Source organism: Acidaminococcus nyctereutis, from assembly GCF_052216985.1.
Classification (GTDB): domain Bacteria; phylum Bacillota; class Negativicutes; order Acidaminococcales; family Acidaminococcaceae; genus Acidaminococcus; species Acidaminococcus fermentans_A.
Map to the genome: position 1 here is coordinate 45,613 of NZ_JBQOUY010000014.1, position 22,989 is coordinate 68,601.

The following is a 22,989-nucleotide window of genomic DNA, read 5'->3' on the forward strand; positions in this document are numbered from 1 at the left end:
GGCTGTGGAAGCGTCTGACGGTCGTCCGTCAATCCTGTTTCCACAGCCTGTTTTCTGGTGAGAGTCCGTTATTTCATGGATCCTGTCTGCAAGTACTTCAGATGCCAGGAAAAAGCTTTTTCCAGTACATGGGGGGTGTGCTTTCCCTTGGCAGAGGCATAGGCCTCCTGATAGTATTCTTCCAGCATGGGCTTATAATCTGGATGGGCACAGTGCTCGATCAGGACCTTGGCCCGTTCTTTAGGGGTCAGCCAGCGCAGGTCGGCAATGCCCTGTTCGGTGACGATGACATCCACATCATGTTCCGTCTGGTCCACGTGGCTGACAAAGGGGACGATGGAGGAAATGGCGCCATGTTTGGCCACGGATTCAGAGGCGAAGATGCTGATCCGGGCATTCCGGGCAAAATCGCCGCTGCCGCCCAATCCATTCATCATGGCAGTCCCATCGATGTGGGTGGAATTCACATTTCCGTACAGATCCACTTCGATCGGGGTATTCAGAGAAATCACGCCCAGCCGGCGGATCACTTCCGGATGATTGGAGATTTCATTGGGGCGGATCAGGATCTTGTCATGGTAATCCTGGATCGTTTCATAGAATCTTTTCCTGTTTTCGTCCGTCAGGGCCACGGAACTGGTGGAAATGAAGTCCAGGACTCCCTGGTCCAAGAGCCCCAAGGCGGCATCCTGCATGACTTCCGTATACATGTTCAGATGGTGGAAGCCACTGTTGGCCAGCCCAGCGAGGACGGCATTGCCTACGGAACCTACTCCGGACTGCAGGGGCCCAGGATTTTCCGGCAGTCGGCCATGCTGGATTTCATTCTTCAAGAAATCCACGATGTTTTCTGCAATCTTGGCAGTGGCCGGAGTCACGGCTTTGAAGGTCTGGGCTTCATCGGCTTCGTCGGTAAAGACCACGGCGGCGATTTTCTCCAAAGGACAGGGGATATAGGGCGTCCCGATCCGGTCCTGGGGGTGGGTGATCGGGATGATCCGGGAAGCTGGAGCCACTCCAACTTCGAAGATATCATGCATGCCCATGAACCCCACGGGAAGGCTCTGGTTGATTTCCACGATGACTTTGTCTGCATTGCGGACTGCTGCATCGGCCGTCCCCCCGGAAGCCCCTAAATACAGGCCGTCTTCGGTGACGGCACAGCATTCGATCAGGGCGATGTGGATATGGGGACCTGTCTGTTCATTCATGTATTTGGGCAGATGGGAAATGTGGATATCGCTGAATTCCACTTGGTCGGCATTGACGGCTTTCCGCAGATCTTTGTTGGACTGATGGCCATACCGGCGTTTCAGGAGACCGGCTCGGGTCCAGGCACCATCGATGCAGTCTCCCACCGCTGCTCCTACGATCAGGGTCAGGTCCCGGGCTGTTCCCTGGCGAGTGACCGCCTGCGGCACAGCTTTGGGATAATTGGTGCGGGTGAACCCGCTGACGGCGATGGTCATTCCAGACTGGATGAGTCTGGCTGCATCATCTGCTGACATCACTTTTGCACGTAATTTTTCAGGGATACGATCCATTGTATTATAAGGGCCTCCTTTATTTTTCACAGAAAAAATTGCTTATTTTCCAAATCCAGGGATCTGCAGGACTATATAGCTGCAGACGATGACCACCAAGGCCCGTACCAGGAAGATCGGCAGGGCTTTGCGCAGCATAGTATCCGGGCTCAGGCCGTAGGCTACAGGGATGGACCGGACGCTGACTGGCAGCAGGAATTCACTGTTGAAGGCCATGACGGCGATGTACCAGTAGGTCATCAGATCCAAATGCATCTTGGTGGTGACACTCATGACGATGGGGACGGTGACGGCAGCGGATACGATGCTGTTGGTGGTCTCCGATACCAGGCAGGCCAGGACGGTGATGGCGATGATCAAAGGCAGCCCGGGCTGCAGATTGGTCGCAGCTACGATCTGGGCCAGTTCTTCGTTGGCTCCGGAACCGCTGAGCAGTACACCCATGGCCAGACCGCCGGCGAAGAGGATCATCATGCCCCACATGGATTCTTTCTGGGCATCTTCCCAGGTCATCAGAGGACGGGCAGAATCTTTGGAAGTAATGAAGAAACAGACGAATCCCAGGATCAGGAAGACATAGGCGGGTACCATACGGGGCAGGATATGGGCATAGAGGGGACGGAAGAAGACGGCGGCCAGTCCCACCAGGAACATGGACAGACAGATCTTTTCATCGCCCTTCATGGGCCCCAGGGCTGCATAGGCTTTCTTGAAGTATTCTTTTGTGCCTTCCAGCTGTTTGATCTTTCCCGGGCGCAGCAGCATGGCTGCGAGACAGGCCAAGGAGACCAGCAGGGTGTACGGGGTCAGATGGGTCATCCAGTCGATGTACATGAATTCTTTCCCTGTGAAATCCTGGAGCAGGGCAATGGCCGTGATATTCATGGCGCCGCCCAGGGGCGTCCCTACCCCGCCGATCCCCACGCCCCAGCCGATGGCGCAGAGGATGGGAATGGCCGCTTCGCTCTTCCCATCATACCCGGCGGCTTTCAGCATGCCGACGGCAATGGGTGTCAGCAGGGCACAGACCACCACATTGGGCATCAGATTGCTGAGTATGATGCTGGATAGCAGCCAGACGGTAATCTGGCTTTTCATGGAGGGGCCGATCAGGGACAGGGCCTTCAGGGAGATCCGTTTGTCCAGGCCGATGCCGCTCCAGGGTACAGTCAAAAAGCCGGAACCCAGGATCAGGATGATGCTTTCCGAGAAATATTGGGCGATGATGGTCTTCATGGGGATGATATCGAAGAGGGCATTGGCCACAATGGGGACAAAGGCAGTAACCGTAATATTGACAGGCCGGGATACCCACCAGTAGATCATCCATAGCGCGATTCCGATAGCCTTGGCGGCCTTGACGGAGAATGTTCCCTGTAAGGCAAAGTAGCAGACAGCGAAGAGAATGGGACCCAACCAGATATGCAGTGTGCGATTTTTGATGCTCATGACACCGTCCTCCTTTTGGACGAAAATGGGATAAGTGAAATTCAATGGCAGGAATAGGTATGAAAAGAGAATGAGTATTTGAAGATTCTTGAATTTCAGAAAACAATGGGGTGCTGTGCGCAATTCCGGAATTCTTTATCAGCATCATAACAAAGAGAGAAAAGCCGGGGCAACCGATTTCAACTAGATTCTCGAAAGATAAGGGATGAGTTTCCCGTTTTGAAGCAAGAGTTGCATAATGTAAAAATAACTTTTTCCATGAGAAATCCTGTGAGAGGAAATTCCTATTTCCCAAAGAAACAAGGTATGATGGAAGAGCAGCCAGTCCGTAAAGGAGGAAGAACCAGCAATGAAATACGAGAAAAAGGGGCAGACGAATTTCTTTTTAGAAATGGAGCATCATCAGATCACTGCCCGTGAATTCTTCAGCCCTACTTTATTGAACTTTCTCAATAAAAATTTTGACCTGAACCAGATGATCATCCTTTATTTTGACACCCAGAATCATTTCCTTTCCTGGGTGAACCAACAGGGGCTGCTGCTGGATGGGGAGAACCATCCCTATCGGCAGATCCTTTCTCGGGATCCGGTCCGGAAAGTTGTCTATATGGATGCCCTGCGGGACCATCTGACTTATTTCAATACGATCCCCCGGCTGTACAAGTCGACGGATGTAATCTCCCCGAATCAGTATGACAGGGATCCGTATGTCCAGTTCATCCAACAACAATTCCATTCCAGATACAGCGTGACCATGGCGTTCGGGATCAATGCCTATATCCAGATGACCTTTTTCAAAGAGGCCGAAAATGGAGATTTCACGGACGAAGAGATGCAGCATTTCAGCGAGATCTATGCCTATATCGCCAATGCTTACAAGAATTTCAAGAAATATGAACAGGCCAAGATCATTTCGGAAATCAAGAACCGTATCATCGATTCTGGAGAAAAAGCCTATCTGATCACCGATGATTTCATGCATGTGATGGACTGCAATAAGGAAGCGGAATTGTGTCTGCAGGATATCCTGGGGCCTTCCGTACGCAGCCAGCTGGAAGGAGAAGGGGTATGCGGCTGGCTGCCTTTCCTCCTGAGCAGCGGGGATAAAGAGGATGAGTGGGAAAAAGTGCGGGTCCGGATGATCCAGAATTATCAGTTCCGGATCTATACCTATGACCGGAGCTATTCCAACCGGATCATCGACCGGTATCACTGGATCACCATCAGCAGCAAAGGAGGCCGCAAGCATGTGGAATTCACCCGGAATCTGGATCCGCTGACGCCTACGGAACAGCGGGTGGCCGAGCTGATGTACCAGGGGCTGACCTATAAGGCCATTGCCATGCGGCTTGTGGTCAGCTACCATACCGTCAAGAAACATGTGGAAAATATCTATACCAAGTGCGGCATCCAAAGCCGGTACCAGCTGTACAAATGGATCGAAAGCCGGGAAAATTAGAATCGTTTGAAGGCATAAAGGGGCTGTGAAAAAATGAATCTTCATTTTTTCACAGCCCCTTTATTTTTATCAGGATGCCCATAAGGAACATTCCTTATAAAAAGATAGCCAACTTACCTGCTTCTTTTCTACATGAAGATTGATAAAATTCAGATAACAAGAGGAAAGAAGATTGAGTAGCTTTCCTGAAATCGTAAGGGAGGTTTCGAAGATGGAACCCATTCGGGGAAATGTCTTCAACATCCAGCGGTATACCATCCATGACGGTCCCGGGCTCCGGACGGAATTGTTTTTGAAGGGCTGTCCCCTGCGCTGTGAATGGTGCAGCAACCCAGAAGGATTTGCGCCTTATGTACAGGCAGGGATCTATCGGAAAAAGTGCCTGGGAACAAAGATCTGCCAAGACTGTCTGGACGTGTGCCCAGTACCGGGAGCCTTGCAGTTCGAACGGGGAAAATTGACCGGCATCGACCGGGAAAAATGCACCAACTGCATGAAATGCCAGGAGGTATGCCCCTCAGATGCTATCAAGGCCTGGGGAAAATGGATGACGGTGGAAGAATGTATGGAAATCATCCTGCGGGACCGGGGTTATTATGAAAAATCCGGCGGCGGGGTCACAGTTTCCGGAGGAGAGAGCCTGATGCAGGCAGATTTTGTCGCAGGACTCTTCCAGGCTTGCCGAAAGGAAAATATCCAGACCTGCTGTGAATCTACTTTTTACTGCAACTGGTCAGAATTGGAAAAAGTCATTCCGTATACAGATCTGTTCATTGCAGATCTGAAACATATGGATCGAGAAGTCCACAAAGCCAGGACCGGCGTTTATAACGATCTGATCCTGGAAAATATGGAAAAGGTCTGTGCAGCAGGAGCCAGTCTGGTCCTGCGGATCCCGGTGATCCCCAAGTTCAATGATTCCATGGAAAATATGGAAGCGTCGGCAGATTTCCTGGAAAAGAACCTCCAGGGAAAGGTAAAAGCTCTGCAGCTGCTCAGCTTCATGAGATTGGGAGAAGAAAAATACGAGTCCCTAGGGATCCCTTATAAAATGAAAGGCCTCAGGATGAATCGGCCGGCTTTCCAGAAAAGGATGGAAAAATACGCCGCTTATTTCAGGAGCCGAGGAATCCACTGTTCAGTAGGTGCCAAAGAATGGGATTGATCGTCCCTTGTTTTGATAAAGGAGGATGTTAGATATGGAAAACAAGTTCACTCACACCACAGCTGCCGGTACGGAAGCCTTTGATCATGAGTATGGAGTAGGGTATCAGGTCCATCATAAGGACTGGTCTCCCTTCCCGCGGATCAACCGGCTGCGGAAACAGTTCCTGGCCAGACCCTATGATATCGATCTGGATCGTCTGAGACTGGTGACCAAATCCTATAAAGAACATGTGAAATGCCCGACCATGCTGAAGGTGGCCTATGCCTTCCGGGAAGTCCTGGAGAATGAGACCCTGCATATCGATGATGAAGAACTGATTGCTGGCGATCTGTCTGCAGCTCCCAAAGATGCCCCGATCTATCCGGAATTTTCCGTGGATTGGATCATCGATGAAGCCTATAACCATCCTTTCGAAAAACGGGAACATGACCAGTTCTATTTCAAAAGCGACGAAGACAGAGCGGAAGCGGTAGAATTGTGCAAATGGTGGCAGGGCCAGACCGTTGCCGACGAAATCGAATCCCGGCTGAGCTATGATCAGCTGAAATGTTCAGAAGCCGGCAAGAAGATCTTCCAGACCAACCTGTACCACTATGCAGGGGTAGGCCATCTGGCGGCTGACTATGCGTATATCCTGCGGAGAGGCTTTGATGGGATCATCGAAGATATCTCTGCCCAGCAGAAACTGCTGGATATGCACGATTCCTATTTCGCAGATAAACGGGACACCTATGATGCCATGATCATCTGCATGAATGCGGCCAAGATCTGGACCAAACGGTATGCGGATCTGGCAGCTAAGCTGGCAGCAGAAACCCAGGATGCCAAACGGAAAGCAGAACTGGAGACCATGGCAGCCAACCTGAACCAGGTAGCCGGAGGCCCGGCGAAATCCTTCTGGCAGGCCCTGCAGCTGTTCAATATCGCTACGGTGCTGATCCAGACCGAAGGCAACGGCCATTCCATCTCCTATGGCCGGATGGACCAGTGGCTGTATCCTTACTACAAAGCAGACCTGGATGCTGGAAAGATCACCAAGGAATTTGCCCTGGAACTGATCGAAGACCAGTATGTGAAAGTCAACTATCCTACGAAGCTGAAAGATTTCGGTTCCATGGCAGTACGGAACGGCCGTGGGTTCGGGGGCGAAAGCCTGACCATCGGCGGGGTGGACCGGGATGGCAACGATGCTACCAACGATCTGACCATGCTGTTCCTGGAAGCAACGGCCCATACGCGGATGATGAATCCTTGGCTGTGCGTCCGGTTCCATGAAAAGACTCCTTATGAACTGTATGTGAAGACGGCAGAAGTCATCCGGGTAGGTTGTGGCCATCCGAAACTGTACAACGACGGCCCTGCCATCAAAGCCTGCTTGCGCAAAGGCTTCAGCCTGGAAGATGCACGGGAATACTGTGTAGTCGGCTGCGTAGAAATCGATGTTCCAGGGAAGGAATATGGCTGGCACGATGCAGCGTATGTGAATACTGCAAAGATGATGGAAATGGTCCTCAATGGCGGGAAATTCCTGGATGATGACAAGACCCAGTATGGTCCTAATACGGGAAGTCTCCTGACCTACAAATCTTTCGATGAAGTGCTGGAAAGTGTAGACCAGCAGTTCGAATACTGGACCAATCAGCTGTGCAGCAGCGAAAATATCATTGACCGGGCACACCAGAACCGGAAACCGCTGCCCTATGTATCCTGCTTCTTCCAGAACTGCATCCGGACCGGGAAGGATCTGGCCCATGGCGGTGCCGAAGTCAACGGTATCGGGCCGCAGGCTTCCGGGTTGGGGACCTGTGCTGACAGCCTGGCTACCATCAAACAGTTGATGTTCGATGAAAAGAAAGTGACCGGAGCTGAACTGCTCCAGGCCATCAAAGACAACTGGAAGGGCCATGAAAAACTGTATGCCCTGGTCAACAGTTCCAAAGTCCATCATTATGGGAATGATGATGATTATGCCGATGCCCTGTTCAAATACATGTTCGAATGCTACTGCCGCCACATTGCCGGCCGGAAGAACCAGCGGGGCGGGGAATTCAGCCCTGGAGTGTATTCCGTCAATGCCAACGTGGCCATGGGTATGGCGACCAACGCTTCCTTGGATGGCCGGACCAAAGGCGAAGCCATTTCGGACAACATGGGACCTGTCCACACGGACGGCGGTTCCCACGATATCCAGGGCCCGACCGCGCTGACCAACTCCCTGACGAAAGTGGACCACAGCCTGGCCACCAACGGGACCCTGATGAACATGAAATTCACCGAAGATACCGTGGCGGGGATCACCGGACGGGATAACCTGGTGAACTTCATCCGGCAGTATATGGCAGATCAAGCCATGCATGTCCAGTTCAACATCATGAGCTCGGCGACCATGCGGGCAGCCCAGAAGCATCCGGAAGACTACAAAGACATGCTGGTGCGTGTGGCTGGCTACAGTGCCTACTTCGTGGAACTGGGTAAGAAGCTGCAGAAGGACCTGATCCAGCGGACAGAGCTCCACTTCTAAAAAACAGACAATCAGTTCAGAACCAGCCTCTCTATGGGCGTGCCAAGGATGAAAACGTCCCTGGCACGCCTTTTTGTGAAAGGAGACCATCATGACCAATGAAGAAATCCTGAAAAGATGCATCGAAGAGGAAGAAAAATATCAGTTCACTACCTTCACCCAGACGGATGCTTTCCAACTGGGGAAAATGCTTTATGAAACAAGCATGGAAGAATTTGGCAAACCGATTGCCGTAGAGATCCGGATCAATCATCTGACGGTTTTCCGTTTCCTGCCGGAGGGAACTGGCGCCAACCAGTGCATCTGGCTGAAAGCCAAGGCGGATACAGTGGACACCATGCGGATCAGCACCTACCATTTCTGGGCGGATATCGCCTGCGGAGGCAGAGGGCTGAAGGAACGCAGACTGGATGAGAAGAAGTATCTGGCCCAAGGCGGAGGCTTCCCGCTGCGGCTGAAAGGGTCTGCCGTGGTGGGGACGATCTGTGTCTCCGCCTTGAAGCATTACGAAGACCATCAGGTCATCGTAGATACCCTGGAAAAATATTTCAAAGAGAAGGAAGCATAAGGCGGAAGAGGGGGTTGTGAAAAAATCCACACCCCCTTTTTTCTTTTGACGTTTTCCCGATAACCTCTGTGGTATAGTCTTGCCAAATATCCTTTTTCGACCATGGAGGTGCGTGATGAAGATTTTCCAAGGGCTGTTTTCTGCGGCAGCGGCGGGATTCTGTATCGGACTGGGCGGTGCCGTGTTCCTGCTCCAGACGGAAAAGCTGGTGGGAGCGTTGCTGTTCTGCGTGGGACTTTATACCATCTGCGAGATGCAGTTCCACCTCTTTACCGGAAGGGTCTGTTATGCCTTGGAACAGCCGCTCTGGAGCTGGTTCCGTTTCCCTTTGATCTGGGTGGGGAACTGGCTGGGCACAGGGCTGGCGGCTGGGCTCCTGGGACTGACCCGCGTCGGTCCGTCGGCCCGGCAAGCGGCCTTGGTGCTGGTGCAGGGAAAGAATGGAGATACGCTGCTGAGCCTGTTCATCCTAGGCTTTTTCTGTAACATCTTTGTCTTCATCGCCGTGGAAGGGTACAAGACCTTTCCTTTGGCATTGGGAAAATACCTGGCCATTTTTGTGGGCATCACTGTGTTCATTATGAGCGGGTACGAGCACAGTGTAGCCGATATGTTCTACTATTTCATGGCTGGGCAGATGGGCCAGGAAGCCTTGGTGCGCCTCCTGGTGATCACCGCTGGCAATGTCTGCGGCGGGCTGACAGCCTGGGGGGCCCGGCAGGCTGCCAGGAAAGCCGCAGGCTGAGCTGGAGGGGGCTGGCTTCTTAGCGGCTTTTTTGCTATACTCGAGGTATCTCTTGTGAGGAGGAATGCAGATGAATCCATTTCAAATCGATATTCCCACGAAGGTGCTGTTCGGGGTTGGGCAGCTGGGACAGCTCCATGCCCAGGCTCTGCCGGGAAAACGGGCACTGATCGTGATTTCTTCCGGCAAGTCTACCCGGGCCAACGGGTATCTGGAGCGGACGGAAAAAGAACTGGCGGTGGCTGGTATCGCAACAGCAATCTTCGACCAGATCCAGGCCAATCCCACCCTAGCTTCGGTGGAAGCGGGGACCCAGGCAGCCCGGGAGATGGAAGCCGAGATGGTGGTGGCTCTGGGGGGCGGCTCTGTTATGGATGCGGCCAAGGCTATTGCCCTGATGGCTGTCAATGAAGGGAGCCTGTGGGACTACGTCAACGCAGGGACCGGAAAGGGAGTACAGCATGCCCATCGGGCTCTGCCCGTGATTGCCATCACCACCACGGCTGGGACCGGATCGGAAGTGGATGCCTGCAGTGTGATCACCAACCAGGGGACCCATGAAAAGATCGGCCTGAAGCTGCCGGATCTGTTTCCTTGGCTGGCTATCGTCGATCCGGAACTGATGCTGACCGTCCCCGCCCGTCTGACGGCGTACCAGGGGTTCGATGCCCTGTTCCACAGCCTGGAGACCTATGTGAGCTGCAAAGCCAATCTGCTGAGCGATATGCTGGCCTCTACGGCCATCCGGGCGGTGGGACGATATCTGCCCCGTGCCGTAGCCGACGGTGGGGACATGGAAGCCCGGACCCAGCTGGCTTTTGCCAATACTCTTTCTGGCTATGCCATGGTGACGGGAGGCTGCACCAGCCAGCATTCCCTGGAACATGCCATGAGCGCTTATCATGAAACCCTTCCCCATGGGGCAGGGCTGCTGATGATCACTCTGTCATATTTTGGCTGGATGCTGGACCAGCATATCTGTGATGACCGGTTCGTGGATATGGCCAGATTCCTGGGGAAAGAAAATGCCGCAAAGCCTACCGAGTTCTTGGATGTCTTGGAGAAATTACAGGAAGCATGCGGCGTAGCCGGACTGAAGATGAGCGATTATGGGATTTCACCGGAAGAATTCCCTAAAATGGCAGAGAATGCCACCACGGCTATGAAAGGGTTGTTCCTGAATGACCGGCGGTCTCCTTCTCGGGAAGAATGTGTGGCTATTTACCAGAAAGCTTATCGGTGAGGGAACCCAGCAGACAACCCTGGGACAAAGGTAGTACAACGATGTTGTATGGGGCTGTGGACCATATCCATCCACAGTCCCTGTTCTTTGTTGGCCTCTGACAAATCAACTCATCATCTTGATGCAAAGGATGGCGCTGCTATGGATCTCTCTTTTCTTTCACCCCGCTCCCGGATGCTCCTGTCCCTGGTCATTTTTGGGACGATTGGCCTGGTGCGCCGGCACATTCCCTTGGGCTCTGTGCCGTTAGCCCTGCTGCGGGCGGCCCTGGGCTGCCTGACCTTGCTGGTCCTGATGCAGATGAAGCGGATCCCCTTCCAGAGGGAAAAACTGAAAGCACGGGCTCCGAAACTCCTGCTCAGCGGGCTCCTCCTGGGGCTGGACTGGGTCTTTTTCTTTGAATCTTTCAATCATACTACGGTGGCCATCGCTACCCTATGTTACTATATGGCTCCGGTCTTCATGCTGGCGGCAGCGCCGTTGGTGTTCCGGGAAACCCTCAGCGGCAGGAAACTGGTCTGCGGGGCCGTTACCGTCGGCGGGATGCTGCTGGTTTCCGGCGTGTTAGGAAGCCGGGGAGAGATGGGGGATATCACAGGCGTGTTCTATGCCTTGGCAGGCGCCTTCTTTTATGCAGGGATCATCATCCTCAGTAAGACTATCAGCGGACTGGACCCCTATGAACAGACGGCTGTGCAGCTGGGGACGGCTGCCTTATTCCTGCTGCTCTACTGCCTGCTGACTGGACAGCTGGACTTCTCCGCCATGGATGGTACCGGGTGGGGGCTGACGCTGCTTTTGGGCATCGTCCATACGGGGCTGGCTTACGGGATCTATTTCGGCAGCCTGACCCGGGTGCCGGCTCAGACGACGGCTCTCCTCAGTTATGTGGATCCGGTGGTAGCCGTGTGTATTTCGGTATTCCTGCTCCAGGAACCCATTACCCATTTGCAGCTAGCTGGAGTCGTTTTGGTGCTGGGCGGTATGATCAGCGGAGAGAGGAGAAGATAAATGGAAAACCGTATTTTTCATCCTGGGGATATTGTACAGCATTTCAAGCGGGAACAGATGACGGAAGAAGAGCGGAAGACCAATCGGTATCTGTATCAAATCGTAGGGCCAGCTGTCCACTCTGAAACACGGGAACCGCTGATGGTGTACCAGGCCCTGTACGGGGATTTCGGCCTGTATGTCAGACCGGCCGCCATGTTCAGCAGCGAAGTAGACCGCAAGAAGTATCCGGAGATCCGGCAAAGATATCGATTTGAAAAAATAAATAAGTAAACCTATTTAAAATCGGAGTTGACATAAATGGAGGCTTCCTTATAATAAAAGCATCAGATCTAAGGAGCCTGATTTCGTCCTGATCCGTCCCTCCGGATCAGCCCATGAGAAACTCTCAAAAGGAGCTGCTGTACGTTTTTTGTGCAGCAGCTCCTTTTTCGTGGTAAGATGGGGGAGCATCATTATGGAAAATAACAGGAGGAACATCCTATGGCTATTTTGGAACATGATATCCTGATCAGTGAAGATCTACGCCGGGTACCCCGGGAAGAATTGGAAAACCGGCTGGCACGGTTGCGGGAGACCTTGACCCAACAGGACCCGGACTGGCAGCTAGCCGTGGTCACCGATAAATTGGATATGTATTACTTTACGGGTACTATGCAGGAAGGCGCTTTCCTGGTCCGTCCCCAGGACGCCATCTTATGGGTGCGCCGGAGCTTGGCCCGGGCCCTCAACGAAAGCCTCCTGCCGGAAGGCTGGATCCGCCGGATGCACAGCTATCGGCAGCCGGCAGAATACTACGGGGAAGAGCTGCCTTCGGCGGTGTACCTGGATGAAAAACATACATCCCTGGAATGGCTCCGGTTCTTCCGGAAGTACTTCCCTTTTGAAGTACGGAAAAATCTGGACCCGGTGCTCAGCAGCCTGCGGAGTGTAAAAAGTGAGTATGAACTGGCCCTTTTGGCCCGGAGCGGGCAGATCCATGCCGATGTACTCATGCAGGAAGCCCCCGTATTCCTGAAAGTGGGGATCAGCGAAGCGGAACTGGCTATCCAGCTGTATCTCCGGATGGTGTTGAAGGGCAGCCAGGGTGTGGCCCGGACCAACCGGCCTACGGGAGAAGATGCCATCGGTCTGGCGTCTTTTGGCAAAAGCGCCCTGGTACGGACGGCTTTCGACGGACCCGGGGGGACCAGCGGTACCTGTGTGGCGGTCCAGAGCATCGGGTCGGCCTTCCGGCTGCTGAAGCCGGGCAGGTTGGTTTACCTGGATATTCCCTGCGGGGTGGATGGGTACAATACGGACAAGACGGTGGTGTACTATTTTGGGGATCTGGACCGGGATCCGGCCAAAGAGGAGATCCTCCGAGCTTACAACTATTGCCTGGACTTGGAGCAGCAGACGGTGGCTCTGCTGAAACCAGGAGCGGTACTGGGAGAGATTTACGATAAGGTGATGGCTGACTTCGATCCCTATTATGAGAAAATGTTCATGAACGGAGGCCGTTTCCTGGGGCACAGCATCGGCATGTGCATGGATGAGACACCGGTGATCGCCGGCGGCGCCAAAGATCGGGTGGAGGAGAACATGGTTTTTGCGGTGGAACCCAAGATCGCCCTGCCGGGACTGGGTATGGTAGGGACGGAAAACACCTACCGGATCGGACCGGAGGGACCGGTCTGTTTGACGGGAGGATCCCAGCCTCTGCGGGTCATCCGTTGATTTTCCCCTGCCGGAAATGGTAAAATAATACGATAAAAATTTTCAGGGCGGCAGGTGGCTGCAGCCTGGAAACAAGGGGAGTAAAAGAAAAATATGGCAACAGAAGAAATCGGGCTCCTGGACAAACAGGATTTCCTGGAACAAAAAGAAGTCATCAAAAAACAGATCCTGGGAAACAGCAGGCTCACCGGTGCGGAGAAACGCCAGACTCTGCAGGTACTGGAAGGATTTGAAAAATCCGTCCTCCAGGGAGGGGTGCGCCAACACGGCATCACTAAGGCCATGCTGAAGACGGCCCTGCCGGTATTCGGGAAAATGAGCGAAGATAAGCGGCACAATGAAAAAGAACTGCGGGTCCTGAAATTCCTGACCTATTTTGTGCTCCAGGGGATCCAGAAATGAGTGCGCTGACACTGTTCCTTTTGGCCGTATCTCTTTCCATGGATGCCTTTGCCGTATCTGTCTGCGGTGGGCTGAAAATGAACGGCCGGGAACGGTTCAAAGGCGGGCTGATTTTCGGCGTCTGGTTCGGGGTGTTCCAGGCCCTGATGCCGCTGATCGGCTACGAGTTGGGCAGCCATTTTGCCAAGGTGGCGGAGGTTTATTCCCATTGGATCATTTTTTTGATCCTTTCTTATATTGGCTGGAACATGATCCAGGAAGCGGGAGAAGACCAAGAAAAAGAAAAAGTCACTGGCTTCCGGACTATGCTGGGACTGGCGGTGGCTACCAGCCTGGATGCCTTGGGAGTGGGCGTGGGCTTTGCCTTCCTGGATATCCGGATCCTGCCGGCAGTACTGGAAATCGGCACCATTACCTTTTGCCTTTCTTTCCTAGGCTGTGCCTGCGGATCGGTGATTGGCATGTGGGGCAAGGAACGGGCGGAGAAAGCCGGGGGCTTTGTACTCCTGCTGATCGGGCTCAAGGCCGTAATCGAGCATTACGGGATCCTGGACAACTGGACGCCGTTTTTATTCTGAAAAGGGGGGTGTTGCACGTTTCATGCAACATCCCTTTTTCAAAAGGAGGAATCAGTATGTCCCGTCAGCGATACATTATGCATGTGGATATGGATGCGTTCTTTGCCTCCGTGGAACAGCTGGACCATCTGGAATACCGGGGGAAACCGGTGATCGTGGGAGGGCTTTCCGGCCGGGGGGTGGTTTCTACCTGTTCTTATGAGGCACGGAAGTTCGGAGTCCATTCGGCCATGCCCATGGCCACGGCCCACCGGCTTTGCCCCCAGGCCATCTATGTCCAAGGACGGTATGAACGGTATCAGAAAATGTCCGGGAAGATCCGGCAGATCTTCCGCAAATTTTCACCGGTAGTGGAGCCCCTTTCCATTGACGAAGCTTTCTTAGACTTGACAGGAATGGAAGCGCTGGCTGGAGATGTATACGCCCTGGGGCCGAAAATCAAACAGGTGATCCGGGAACGGACCGGACTCACGGCTTCCGTAGGACTTGCCCCTAATAAATTCTTGGCCAAACTGGCCAGTGACTTGCGGAAACCGGATGGTTTGGTGATCATCCGGCCGGAAGAGGCGGCCACTTTTATCGCACCCCTGCCGGTGGGACGGATCTTCGGCTTGGGGCAGCGGTCCGTGGCGGCCCTGGAAAAAATAGGAATCCGGACCATCGGCCAGCTGGCGGCTTGTGATCCCCGGCTGTTGCAGCCCCTTCTGGGAAAACAGGCGGAAGAGATCCGGGACCGGGCCCGGGGCTTGGATAGTCGGCCGGTGGTGCCCGATGAACAGCGGAAATCCCTGGGCAAAGAGAATACCTTTCCCGTGGATCTGGTGGGATTGGAAACCTGTCTGGGAGCCCTGTGGGACCTGTGTCAGCAGGTGGGATGGCGGCTGCGCTGTGCCGGTCTTTCCGGCTGTACGGTGACCCTGAAGGTGAAGACCGGTTCCTTCCAGCTGCTGACCCGGAGCCGGACGGTGGAAGACCCTCTGTCCCAGGATGAAGAACTGATGGAACAGATCCGAGGACTGGCGCGCCAGCTGCCCTGGAACCAGCCGGTACGGCTGCTGGGAGTCAGTGTCAGCCATCTGGTACCGGCAGGATCTCAGAGCCTAGCCCTGGAGGATGAGCGGCAGCAGAATCGGAACCGGGCCCTGGATGCCCTGAAACAGCGTTTCGGGGAAGACATCATCCGTAAGGGCTGGAGGAAACCGTGAAATCCGGCTGGCCAGAGCTGAGGAAAAAAGGTAGAATAGAACTGATCACAGAAGTCATCGCAGAAAGGGGCTGGGGGATGGAACGGCGGAAAAAAATCGGGGTAGGGATGGTCCTGTTAGGCGCTGCCCTGTGGGGGAGCAGCAGCAACAGCGTGGAATACCTGATGGTGGACCAGCATTTCACCTGGTCTGCCATCCTGTTCTGGCGGATGGTCTTTACCGGGATTTCCTTCCTAGGGATTTCCCTAGTCCAGAAACAGGACCTTTTGGCCCCTTTGAAAAAAGATTGGCTCTGGCTCCTGAAATTCATCCTGCTGGGGATGTATTTGATGCAGGTGACCTTCTTCAAGGCCATTTACTACAGCAATGCAGCTACGGCCACGGTGCTCCAGTACACCATGCCCGCCATCCTGCTGCTGATGTATCTGGTGAAGGAACAGCGGCTGCCTACCCGGCGGGAAGTCGTTGCAGTGGTGCTGGCCCTCTTGGGGACGACACTGATTGCCACCAAAGGACAGGGGGCGGCCCTGGCAGTTTCCGGGGAAGCCCTGGCCTACGGGATCCTGAGTGCTTTTGGAATGGCGTTCTATACAGCGTATGCGGCGGTGCTGCTGAAGAAATACAGTTGCTTCCTGATCCTGGGCTGGGGCAGTCTGGGGAATGCCCTGCTACTCCAGCTGTTCAACGAGCCCACTCTGGAAGGGGCCGTCCTGGACATCCATACAGCGGCGGCTTTCGGCATCCTGTTCGTGCTGGGGACACTGGTTGCCTACTACGTGTATCTGGAAAGCACCAAATACATCCCCCCGGCGGAAACCGGCGCCCTGGCCGCTTTTGAACCACTTTCGGCTTATTTTTTCTCCGTAGCAGTCATGGGGAACCGGGTGGGAGCGGTGGAAATGGCAGGGGCCCTTTGTATCATCGTGATGGTCTGTGTTCTGGCCCGCAATGACTGAGGGGAGAAAAAACAACAAATCCCTGTTGACATACCACCGTTGAGTGCCTATAATGTAAATCATACTAAAACAGTAGTAATTAAAAAGTACTTTGGGGGAGGCAATGACAATGAGCAAAGAAAAGAAATACCATTTTGAGACCTTGCAGCTCCATGTAGGGCAGGAAGAAGCCGATCCGGCCACCGATTCCCGGGCTGTGCCCATTTACCAGACTACGTCTTATGTATTCCGGAACAGCCAGCATGCCGCTGACCGGTTTGCTCTGAAAGATGCGGGCAACGTATATGGCCGGCTGACCAACCCGACGGAAGATGTTTTTGAAAAACGGATCGCCGCCCTGGAAGGCGGGGTGGCTGCCCTGGCTACGGCCAGCGGCGCCGCTGCGGTGACCTACGCCATGCAGGCTCTGGTCCATGCTGGACAGCACATTGTCTGCGCCACTACGGTATACGGCGGCACCTACAACCTGTTTGAACATACGTTTCCGGATTTTGGCATCGAAACCACTTTTGTGGATCCTACCAAAGGGGTACAGGTCTTCGAAGATGCGGTACGGGAAAATACCCAGGCCATCTACATTGAATCCGTGGGCAACCCCAATGCCAACCTGATCGACATCGATGCAGTGGCAGCCATTGCCCATAAGTATAAGATCCCTCTGGTGGTGGACAGCACTTTTGCCACTCCCTATCTGCTGCGTCCTTTTGAACACGGCGCTGACGTGGTGGTCCATTCTGCCACCAAGTTCATCGGCGGTCACGGTACCACCCTGGGCGGCATCATCGTGGACAGCGGCAAGTTCGACTGGGTGGCTTCCGGCCGGTTCCCTTGGCTGGTTGACCCCAACCCCAGCTACCATGGCATCAGTTTTGCCAAGGACGTGGGCGCTGCTGCCTATGTAACCTATATCCGGACCCTGATCCTGCGGGATACGGGGGCTACCATTTCTCCCTTCAATGCCTTCCTGCTGCTCCAGGGCACCGAAACCCTGTCCCTGCGGGTAGAACGTCAGGTGGAAAATGCCCTGAAAGTGGTGGACTTCCTGGCCCACGATGCCCATGTGGCCAAAGTGAACCATCCTTCCCTGCCAAACCATCCTGATCATGGACTGTACAAGAAGTACTTCCCCAACGGCGGGATTTCCATCTTTACCTTTGAAATCAAAGGCGGTGCCGCCGCTGCCCAGAAGTTCATCGATCATCTGAAGATCTTCTCCCTCTTGGCCAATGTGGCCGATGTGAAGAGCCTGGTGATCCACCCGGCTTCCACCACCCATTCCCAGATGAACGAAGAAGAGCTGGCCGCTTCCGGGATCACCCCGGCTACTATCCGGCTGTCCATCGGGACCGAACATATCGATGATATCATCGATGATCTGGAACAGGCTTTTGCCGCTTTGGATTGAGAAAAGAAAAAAGCAGAGAGTCGTTGCACGAAATGTACAACGACTCTCTATTTTTTACTTTAAAATGTAAATGCTTTAACAACAATTGATAATATAAGAATAATCAAATATTAAATATAAGAAAAATATTGAATTCCTCCCAAGATATGCTACAATAAAACGGCGACACGAATGATAAAATCTGTAAAATGTAAAGTGTTCGTTCTATACAATCTCTGGAATCAGAAGGAGGAACTCCTATGCGCGCCATCCATAAAATCCTGGTCCCCAACCGAGGGGAGATCGCCATCCGGATTTTCCGGGCCTGTCATGAACTGGGCATCCGTACGGTTGCCGTCTATTCCCAGGAAGATATCCTGTCTCTGCACCGCAGCCGGGCCGATGAAGCCTATCTGGTGGGGAAAGGGAAAAAGCCGGTGGATGCCTATCTGGATATCGAGGACATCATCCGGATTTGCAAGGAACATGAGGTGGATGCCATCCATCCCGGCTATGGGTTCCTGGCGGAAAATGCCCAGCTGGCCCGCCGCTGTGAGGAGGAAGGGATCATCTTCATCGGTCCCCGGGTGGAACATCTGGAGATGTTCGGGGATAAGGTGAACGCCCGGATCCAGGCGGAGAAAGCCGGGATCCCCATGATCCCCGGAACCAAAGGAGCGGTGAAGAGTTTTGCAGAAGTGAAGGCCTTTGCGGAAGAAGTGGGGCTGCCGGTGATGATCAAGGCGGTCAACGGAGGCGGTGGCCGGGGTATGCGGAATGTGGACCGGATGGAAGACCTGGAGGAAGCCTACAATCGGGCCCGTTCGGAAGCAAAGATGGCTTTTGGAGATGAAGACATCTACGTAGAGAAGTGCATCCTGAACCCCAAACATATCGAAGTCCAGATCCTGGGAGATGAACAGGGCCATGTGGTCCATCTCCATGAACGGGATTGTTCCATCCAGCGGCGGCATCAGAAGGTCATCGAGATGGCTCCGGCCTGGTCCTTGCCCCAGGAACTGCGGGAATCCATCTGCCAGGCGGCATTGAAACTGATGAGCAACGTCCATTATGTGAATGCCGGTACGGTGGAATTCCTGGCGGATCAGGATGAGAAACATTTTTACTTCATCGAAGTCAATCCCCGGGTCCAGGTGGAACATACGGTAACCGAAGCCATTACCGATGTGGATATCGTAAAGGCCCAGATCTTGATTGCGGAAGGCTATGGGCTGGATGATCCGGAGATCCATGCGGACCGGCAGGAAGACATCCCCTGCAACGGGGTGGCCATCCAGTGCCGGATCACCACGGAAGATCCCCAGAACCAGTTCATGCCGGATACGGGGAAGATCATTGCCTACCGGAGTGGCGGCGGCCCTGGGATCCGTCTGGATGCAGGGACGGCCTACCAGGGAGCGGTCATCACCCCTTATTATGATTCGCTGCTGGTCAAGGTGACAGCCCATGCTACGGAACCGCTGGCTACCATCCATCGGATGCTCCGGTGCTTGGACGAATTCCGGATCAGCGGGGTGAAGACCAATATCTTCTTCTTAAAAAACATGCTTCAGGATCCTGCCTTCCAGGCCGGGGCCTGTGACGTGAACTATATCGACCGTCATCCGGAACTGCTGGTGGATCCGGAGGAAGTCAGCGACAGAGGGACCCGGATGCTGACCTATATCGGGGAAGTGACAGTGAACGGGTATCGGGGGAACGGCCATCAGACCAAACCGGATTTTCCGCCGCAGGTGCGCCTGGAAACGGATGGAAGCCCCTGTCCGGCCGGGACGAAGCAGCTGCTGGATAAGCTGGGACCGGACGCTTTTGCTCGCTGGATCCTGGATCAGGAACAGGTACTGCTGATGGATACCACCTACCGGGATGCCCACCAGTCCCTTTTGGCTACCCGGATCAGGACCCGGGACATCCTGGGGGCCATCCATTATACGGCCCAAAAAGTGCCCCAGCTGTATGCTTTTGAAAACTGGGGCGGTGCTACCTTCGATGTGGCCTACCGCTTCCTGGATGAAGATCCCTGGCAGCGTCTCCGGCTCATGCGTCAGGCAGCTCCCAACATCCTGTTACAGATGCTGACCCGGGGAGCCAATGCCGTGGGCTATACCAATTACCCGCCGGAAGTGATCCGAGAATTTCTGGCTCTGGCAGCTAAGAATGGCGTGGATGTGTTCCGGATCTTTGATTGTTTGAACCAGCTGGACCATATGACCTTTTCTATCGACGCGGTCCGCAAACTGGGGAAAGTGGCAGAAGGGACCATTTGCTATACGGGAGATATCCTGGACGACCGGCGGCAGAAATATTCCCTGCAGTATTATACGGATCTGGCCAAAGCCCTGGCCGATGCAGGGGCCAATATCATCGCTATCAAGGACATGGCCGGCCTTTTGAAGCCGGAAGCGGCCTATGCCCTGGTATCGGCCCTGAAGGATGCGGTGGATCTTCCCATCCATCTCCACAGCCATGAAGGGGGCGGTTGTACCCTGTACAGCTATGCCAAAGCGGTAGAAGCCGGGGTGGATATCCTGGATGTGGCCACCAGCGCTCTGTCCGGCGGGACCAGCCAGCCATCTATGACGGCACTGTGCTATGCCCTGGAACACACGCCCCGGCAGCCGAAGCTGGATCTGGATGCTTTGGAAGCCATCGACCGATATTGGCAGGGAGTCCGTAAGTATTATGCCGGCGTGGATGCCCGGATGACCTGTCCCAATACTACGGTGTTCCAGCATGAGATGCCGGGCGGGCAGTATTCCAATCTGCAGCAGCAAGCCGCCGCGGTGGGACTGGGAGACCGTTGGCCGGAAGTCTGCCGGATGTATGCACGGGTGAACCAGCTGTTCGGGGATGTGATCAAAGTCACGCCTTCTTCCAAGGTGGTGGGAGATATGTCCCTGTTCATGGTCCAGAACCATCTGACGGAGGAAGACATCTACCAGCGGGGAGATACCCTGGATTTTCCCCAGAGCGTGGTGGATTTCTTTGACGGAAAATTGGGGACGCCCTATGGCGGGTTCCCGGAACTGCTCCAGAAAATCATCCTGCGGGGTGCCAAACCTCACTTGGAGACGCCGCCCCAGCCCATCGATCTGGACAAACTCCGGAAGGATTTGAAAAAACTGCACATCCCGGATACTCCGGAGGCTGTCAGCAGCTGCTGCCTGTATCCCAAGGTCTATAAAGACTATATGCAGAGGTACCATCAATACGGGGACATGAGCATCCTGGATACGCCTACTTTCTTCTTCGGTATGAAGCCAGGGGAAGAGATCCGGGTGCACATGGATGGAAAAATGGTGCTGGTCCGGCTGAATTACCTGACCCGGCCGGATCCGGAAGGGTATCGGGAAGTCCAGTTCGAGATCAACGGGATGCCCCGGGAAATCAAAGTCCGGGATGCTAAGGCCTCAGAAGGCAGCAGCCTGGCCCGGAAGGCAGATCCCACGGTGCCGGGAGAAGTGGGCGCTACCTTGTCCGGCTCGGTACTCCGGGTCCAGGTGGAACCGGGACAAGTGGTGAAACAAGGAGATCCGCTGATGGTCACGGAAGCCATGAAGATGGAAACCACTCTGACGGCGCCGGTGGACGGCCTGGTAAAAGAAGTATTGGTCAAAGCCGGCAGCCGGATCCAGTCGGGGGATCTGCTGGCCGTGATCCAGTGATGAGAGAGGTAAAAGGGGCTGCTGCATGCGCAACGGTCCCTTTTTGGGGTCTTGAGTCCCGGGCCTTTGGATAGAACCTGTCCCTATGGAATCATTTGTCTTTTTTTGGACGCTGTGGCGTTATGGTAAAATAAAGAAAAATCTGACAAGGGAGGAGTCAATGATGAATCGTGAACTTGCTCAGGCCATCCAGGACAACCTGCCAGAAGCTTTTTCTCTGGTACGGTACCTGTATGACCATCCTGAAACAGCGGGGAAGGAAGTCCAGTCCAGTAAAGCCTTGGTGGAAGTGCTCCGCAAAGCCGGGTTCCAGGTAGAGTATCCTTTCATGGAAAAGGAACTGGGCTATGGGACGGCATTCCGGGCTGTGCTGGAAAACGGGGAGGGACCCCGGTCTGCCATCTTGGTGGAATATGATGCCCTGCCGGAGATCGGCCATGGCTGCGGACACAATCTCCACGGACCGCTCTCCATCCTGGCTGCGCTGGGCCTGGTCCGCTGCAAAGACCTGTTTTCCGGGACCCTGGAAGTCATCGGGACCCCGGCAGAAGAGGAAGAAGGAGCGAAACTCCATATGGCTTCAGCCGGCCTTTTTGATGGGATGGACCTGGCCATCATGATGCACTGCGGCAGCGGTCCCTGCAGCCAGACGGAGATGGATGCCACTAGCCTGCGGTGCTATATCGTGGAATTCTATGGGCAGAGTGCCCATGCGGCTGGCAGCCCCTGGCTGGGACATAATGCTCTGACGGCAGCCCGGAAATTCATGGATCTCCTGGATGCCCGCCGAGATTCCTTCCAACCGGGGACCATCATGAGCGAAGTGATCCTGGACGGAGGCAAACAGCCCAATATGGTTCCGGATTATGCCAAGATCCGGATGGAATTCCGCTCTCCCTCCATGAAGAACTTGACAGAACTGGACCGGATCGTCCGGAACTGCGCCCAGGGAGCAGCCCTTGCCTTGGACTGCAAGAACAAGTTCACGTTGGGATTCCCGGATTTCTATGACATGGCCCGGATCCCGGCTTTGGAAGCTAAGGTGAAAGAGAAATTCCAGGAACTGGGTGCACCGATCGAAGATCCGCTGCCGGCAGGGGGATCCTCTGATGTAGGGAATGTAAGCTATCACTGTCCTACCATCCAGCCCATCATCAGCATCACGGATGCGCCTTATTCCCTCCATACGCCGGAGCTGCGGGATGCGACCTTGACGCCACATGCCCGCCAGCAGATGGCCGTGGGCGCGGAAGTGATCGCTGAGACAGTTTTGGCTATTTTCAATGATGAAAGCTTCCGGGCAAAAGTCCGGGAAGATTTCCAACGGGTCTTGGCCCGTAAGAAAGGGTGA

19 protein-coding genes are annotated in these 22,989 nt (G+C 54.3%); 17 read left to right on the forward strand and 2 right to left on the reverse strand.

The features are described from left to right. Positions 1-68 precede the first annotated feature (68 nt). Positions 69-1,544, reverse strand: a complete 1,476-nt coding sequence (locus ACTUHY_RS08075) for an acetyl-CoA hydrolase/transferase C-terminal domain-containing protein (protein WP_442827315.1) — start codon at positions 1,542-1,544, stop codon at positions 69-71. Positions 1,545-1,586: 42 nt separating this feature from the next. Further along, a complete protein-coding gene (locus ACTUHY_RS08080) occupies positions 1,587-2,993 on the reverse strand; it encodes an SLC13 family permease (protein WP_442827316.1) in 1,407 nt (468 codons plus the stop codon). Between the two features lie 219 nt (positions 2,994-3,212). On the opposite strand from ACTUHY_RS08080, the gene ACTUHY_RS08085 reads away from it, so the two are divergent. The 17 genes from ACTUHY_RS08085 (at position 3,213) to ACTUHY_RS08165 (ending at position 22,989) form a co-directional block, all read left to right on the forward strand. Continuing rightward, the gene (locus tag ACTUHY_RS08085; protein WP_442827317.1) at positions 3,213-3,413 is read left to right on the forward strand and encodes a hypothetical protein; all 201 of its coding nucleotides are present in this window, start codon (positions 3,213-3,215) and stop codon (positions 3,411-3,413) included. Next, positions 3,385-4,452 (forward strand): response regulator transcription factor, encoded by a 1,068-nt coding sequence (locus ACTUHY_RS08090; RefSeq protein ID WP_442827318.1) that lies wholly within the window; start codon positions 3,385-3,387, stop codon positions 4,450-4,452. The genes ACTUHY_RS08085 and ACTUHY_RS08090 overlap by 29 nt, the downstream gene beginning before the upstream one ends. Positions 4,453-4,663: 211 nt before the next feature. Then, positions 4,664-5,617 carry a (2S)-3-sulfopropanediol dehydratase activating enzyme gene (gene hpfH, locus ACTUHY_RS08095; protein WP_442827319.1) on the forward strand — a complete coding sequence of 318 codons (954 nt, stop codon included), beginning with the start codon at positions 4,664-4,666 and terminating at the stop codon, positions 5,615-5,617. A 34-nt stretch (positions 5,618-5,651) separates the two neighbouring features. Continuing rightward, on the forward strand, positions 5,652-8,141 hold the full coding sequence (gene hpfG / locus ACTUHY_RS08100; RefSeq protein ID WP_442827320.1) for a (2S)-3-sulfopropanediol dehydratase: 2,490 nt from the start codon (positions 5,652-5,654) through the stop codon (positions 8,139-8,141). Between the two features lie 91 nt (positions 8,142-8,232). Beyond that, entirely contained in the window at positions 8,233-8,709 is a 477-nt protein-coding gene (locus ACTUHY_RS08105) for a heme-binding protein (RefSeq protein ID WP_442827321.1), read from the forward strand. Positions 8,710-8,824: 115 nt separating this feature from the next. Further along, entirely contained in the window at positions 8,825-9,454 is a 630-nt protein-coding gene (locus tag ACTUHY_RS08110) for a formate/nitrite transporter family protein (RefSeq protein WP_442827322.1), read from the forward strand. Between the two features lie 70 nt (positions 9,455-9,524). After that, positions 9,525-10,697, forward strand: a complete 1,173-nt coding sequence (locus ACTUHY_RS08115) for an iron-containing alcohol dehydrogenase (RefSeq protein ID WP_442827323.1) — start codon at positions 9,525-9,527, stop codon at positions 10,695-10,697. A 141-nt stretch (positions 10,698-10,838) separates the two neighbouring features. Continuing rightward, the gene (locus ACTUHY_RS08120) at positions 10,839-11,708 is read left to right on the forward strand and encodes a DMT family transporter (protein WP_442827324.1); all 870 of its coding nucleotides are present in this window, start codon (positions 10,839-10,841) and stop codon (positions 11,706-11,708) included. Continuing rightward, positions 11,709-11,981 (forward strand): DUF1653 domain-containing protein, encoded by a 273-nt coding sequence (locus tag ACTUHY_RS08125; RefSeq protein ID WP_442827325.1) that lies wholly within the window; start codon positions 11,709-11,711, stop codon positions 11,979-11,981. 210 nt (positions 11,982-12,191) lie between these two features. Then, a complete protein-coding gene (locus ACTUHY_RS08130; protein ID WP_442827326.1) occupies positions 12,192-13,427 on the forward strand; it encodes a M24 family metallopeptidase in 1,236 nt (411 codons plus the stop codon). Between the two features lie 93 nt (positions 13,428-13,520). Then, positions 13,521-13,829 carry a hypothetical protein gene (locus ACTUHY_RS08135; protein WP_278673985.1) on the forward strand — a complete coding sequence of 103 codons (309 nt, stop codon included), beginning with the start codon at positions 13,521-13,523 and terminating at the stop codon, positions 13,827-13,829. Beyond that, complete coding sequence (locus tag ACTUHY_RS08140) at positions 13,826-14,407, forward strand: manganese efflux pump MntP (protein WP_442827327.1); 582 nt, start codon at positions 13,826-13,828, stop codon at positions 14,405-14,407. The genes ACTUHY_RS08135 and ACTUHY_RS08140 overlap by 4 nt, the downstream gene beginning before the upstream one ends. A gap of 56 nt (positions 14,408-14,463) precedes the next feature. Further along, positions 14,464-15,612, forward strand: coding sequence for a DNA polymerase IV (gene dinB / locus ACTUHY_RS08145; RefSeq protein WP_442827328.1), 1,149 nt, complete (start codon positions 14,464-14,466; stop codon positions 15,610-15,612). Positions 15,613-15,689: 77 nt separating this feature from the next. Next, a complete protein-coding gene (locus ACTUHY_RS08150; protein ID WP_442827329.1) occupies positions 15,690-16,568 on the forward strand; it encodes a DMT family transporter in 879 nt (292 codons plus the stop codon). 109 nt (positions 16,569-16,677) lie between these two features. Then, on the forward strand, positions 16,678-17,973 hold the full coding sequence (locus tag ACTUHY_RS08155) for an O-acetylhomoserine aminocarboxypropyltransferase/cysteine synthase family protein (protein ID WP_442827330.1): 1,296 nt from the start codon (positions 16,678-16,680) through the stop codon (positions 17,971-17,973). A 239-nt stretch (positions 17,974-18,212) separates the two neighbouring features. Further along, positions 18,213-21,638, forward strand: coding sequence for a pyruvate carboxylase (locus tag ACTUHY_RS08160; RefSeq protein ID WP_442827331.1), 3,426 nt, complete (start codon positions 18,213-18,215; stop codon positions 21,636-21,638). 163 nt (positions 21,639-21,801) lie between these two features. Continuing rightward, complete coding sequence (locus ACTUHY_RS08165) at positions 21,802-22,989, forward strand: amidohydrolase (RefSeq protein WP_442827332.1); 1,188 nt, start codon at positions 21,802-21,804, stop codon at positions 22,987-22,989.

What these genes read in the sequence shown, in the direction of transcription:
- ACTUHY_RS08075 (WP_442827315.1), bottom strand. Translation starts at nt 1,544, where the DNA reads ATGGATCGTATCCCTGAAAAATTACGTGCAAAAGTGATGTCAGCAGAT.
- ACTUHY_RS08080 (WP_442827316.1), bottom strand. Translation starts at nt 2,993, where the DNA reads ATGAGCATCAAAAATCGCACACTGCATATCTGGTTGGGTCCCATTCTC.
- ACTUHY_RS08090 (WP_442827318.1), top strand. Translation starts at nt 3,385, where the DNA reads ATGGAGCATCATCAGATCACTGCCCGTGAATTCTTCAGCCCTACTTTA.
- hpfH (WP_442827319.1), top strand. Translation starts at nt 4,664, where the DNA reads ATGGAACCCATTCGGGGAAATGTCTTCAACATCCAGCGGTATACCATC.
- hpfG (WP_442827320.1), top strand. Translation starts at nt 5,652, where the DNA reads ATGGAAAACAAGTTCACTCACACCACAGCTGCCGGTACGGAAGCCTTT.
- ACTUHY_RS08105 (WP_442827321.1), top strand. Translation starts at nt 8,233, where the DNA reads ATGACCAATGAAGAAATCCTGAAAAGATGCATCGAAGAGGAAGAAAAA.
- ACTUHY_RS08110 (WP_442827322.1), top strand. Translation starts at nt 8,825, where the DNA reads ATGAAGATTTTCCAAGGGCTGTTTTCTGCGGCAGCGGCGGGATTCTGT.
- ACTUHY_RS08115 (WP_442827323.1), top strand. Translation starts at nt 9,525, where the DNA reads ATGAATCCATTTCAAATCGATATTCCCACGAAGGTGCTGTTCGGGGTT.
- ACTUHY_RS08120 (WP_442827324.1), top strand. Translation starts at nt 10,839, where the DNA reads ATGGATCTCTCTTTTCTTTCACCCCGCTCCCGGATGCTCCTGTCCCTG.
- ACTUHY_RS08125 (WP_442827325.1), top strand. Translation starts at nt 11,709, where the DNA reads ATGGAAAACCGTATTTTTCATCCTGGGGATATTGTACAGCATTTCAAG.
- ACTUHY_RS08130 (WP_442827326.1), top strand. Translation starts at nt 12,192, where the DNA reads ATGGCTATTTTGGAACATGATATCCTGATCAGTGAAGATCTACGCCGG.
- ACTUHY_RS08135 (WP_278673985.1), top strand. Translation starts at nt 13,521, where the DNA reads ATGGCAACAGAAGAAATCGGGCTCCTGGACAAACAGGATTTCCTGGAA.
- ACTUHY_RS08140 (WP_442827327.1), top strand. Translation starts at nt 13,826, where the DNA reads ATGAGTGCGCTGACACTGTTCCTTTTGGCCGTATCTCTTTCCATGGAT.
- dinB (WP_442827328.1), top strand. Translation starts at nt 14,464, where the DNA reads ATGTCCCGTCAGCGATACATTATGCATGTGGATATGGATGCGTTCTTT.
- ACTUHY_RS08150 (WP_442827329.1), top strand. Translation starts at nt 15,690, where the DNA reads ATGGAACGGCGGAAAAAAATCGGGGTAGGGATGGTCCTGTTAGGCGCT.
- ACTUHY_RS08155 (WP_442827330.1), top strand. Translation starts at nt 16,678, where the DNA reads ATGAGCAAAGAAAAGAAATACCATTTTGAGACCTTGCAGCTCCATGTA.
- ACTUHY_RS08160 (WP_442827331.1), top strand. Translation starts at nt 18,213, where the DNA reads ATGCGCGCCATCCATAAAATCCTGGTCCCCAACCGAGGGGAGATCGCC.
- ACTUHY_RS08165 (WP_442827332.1), top strand. Translation starts at nt 21,802, where the DNA reads ATGAATCGTGAACTTGCTCAGGCCATCCAGGACAACCTGCCAGAAGCT.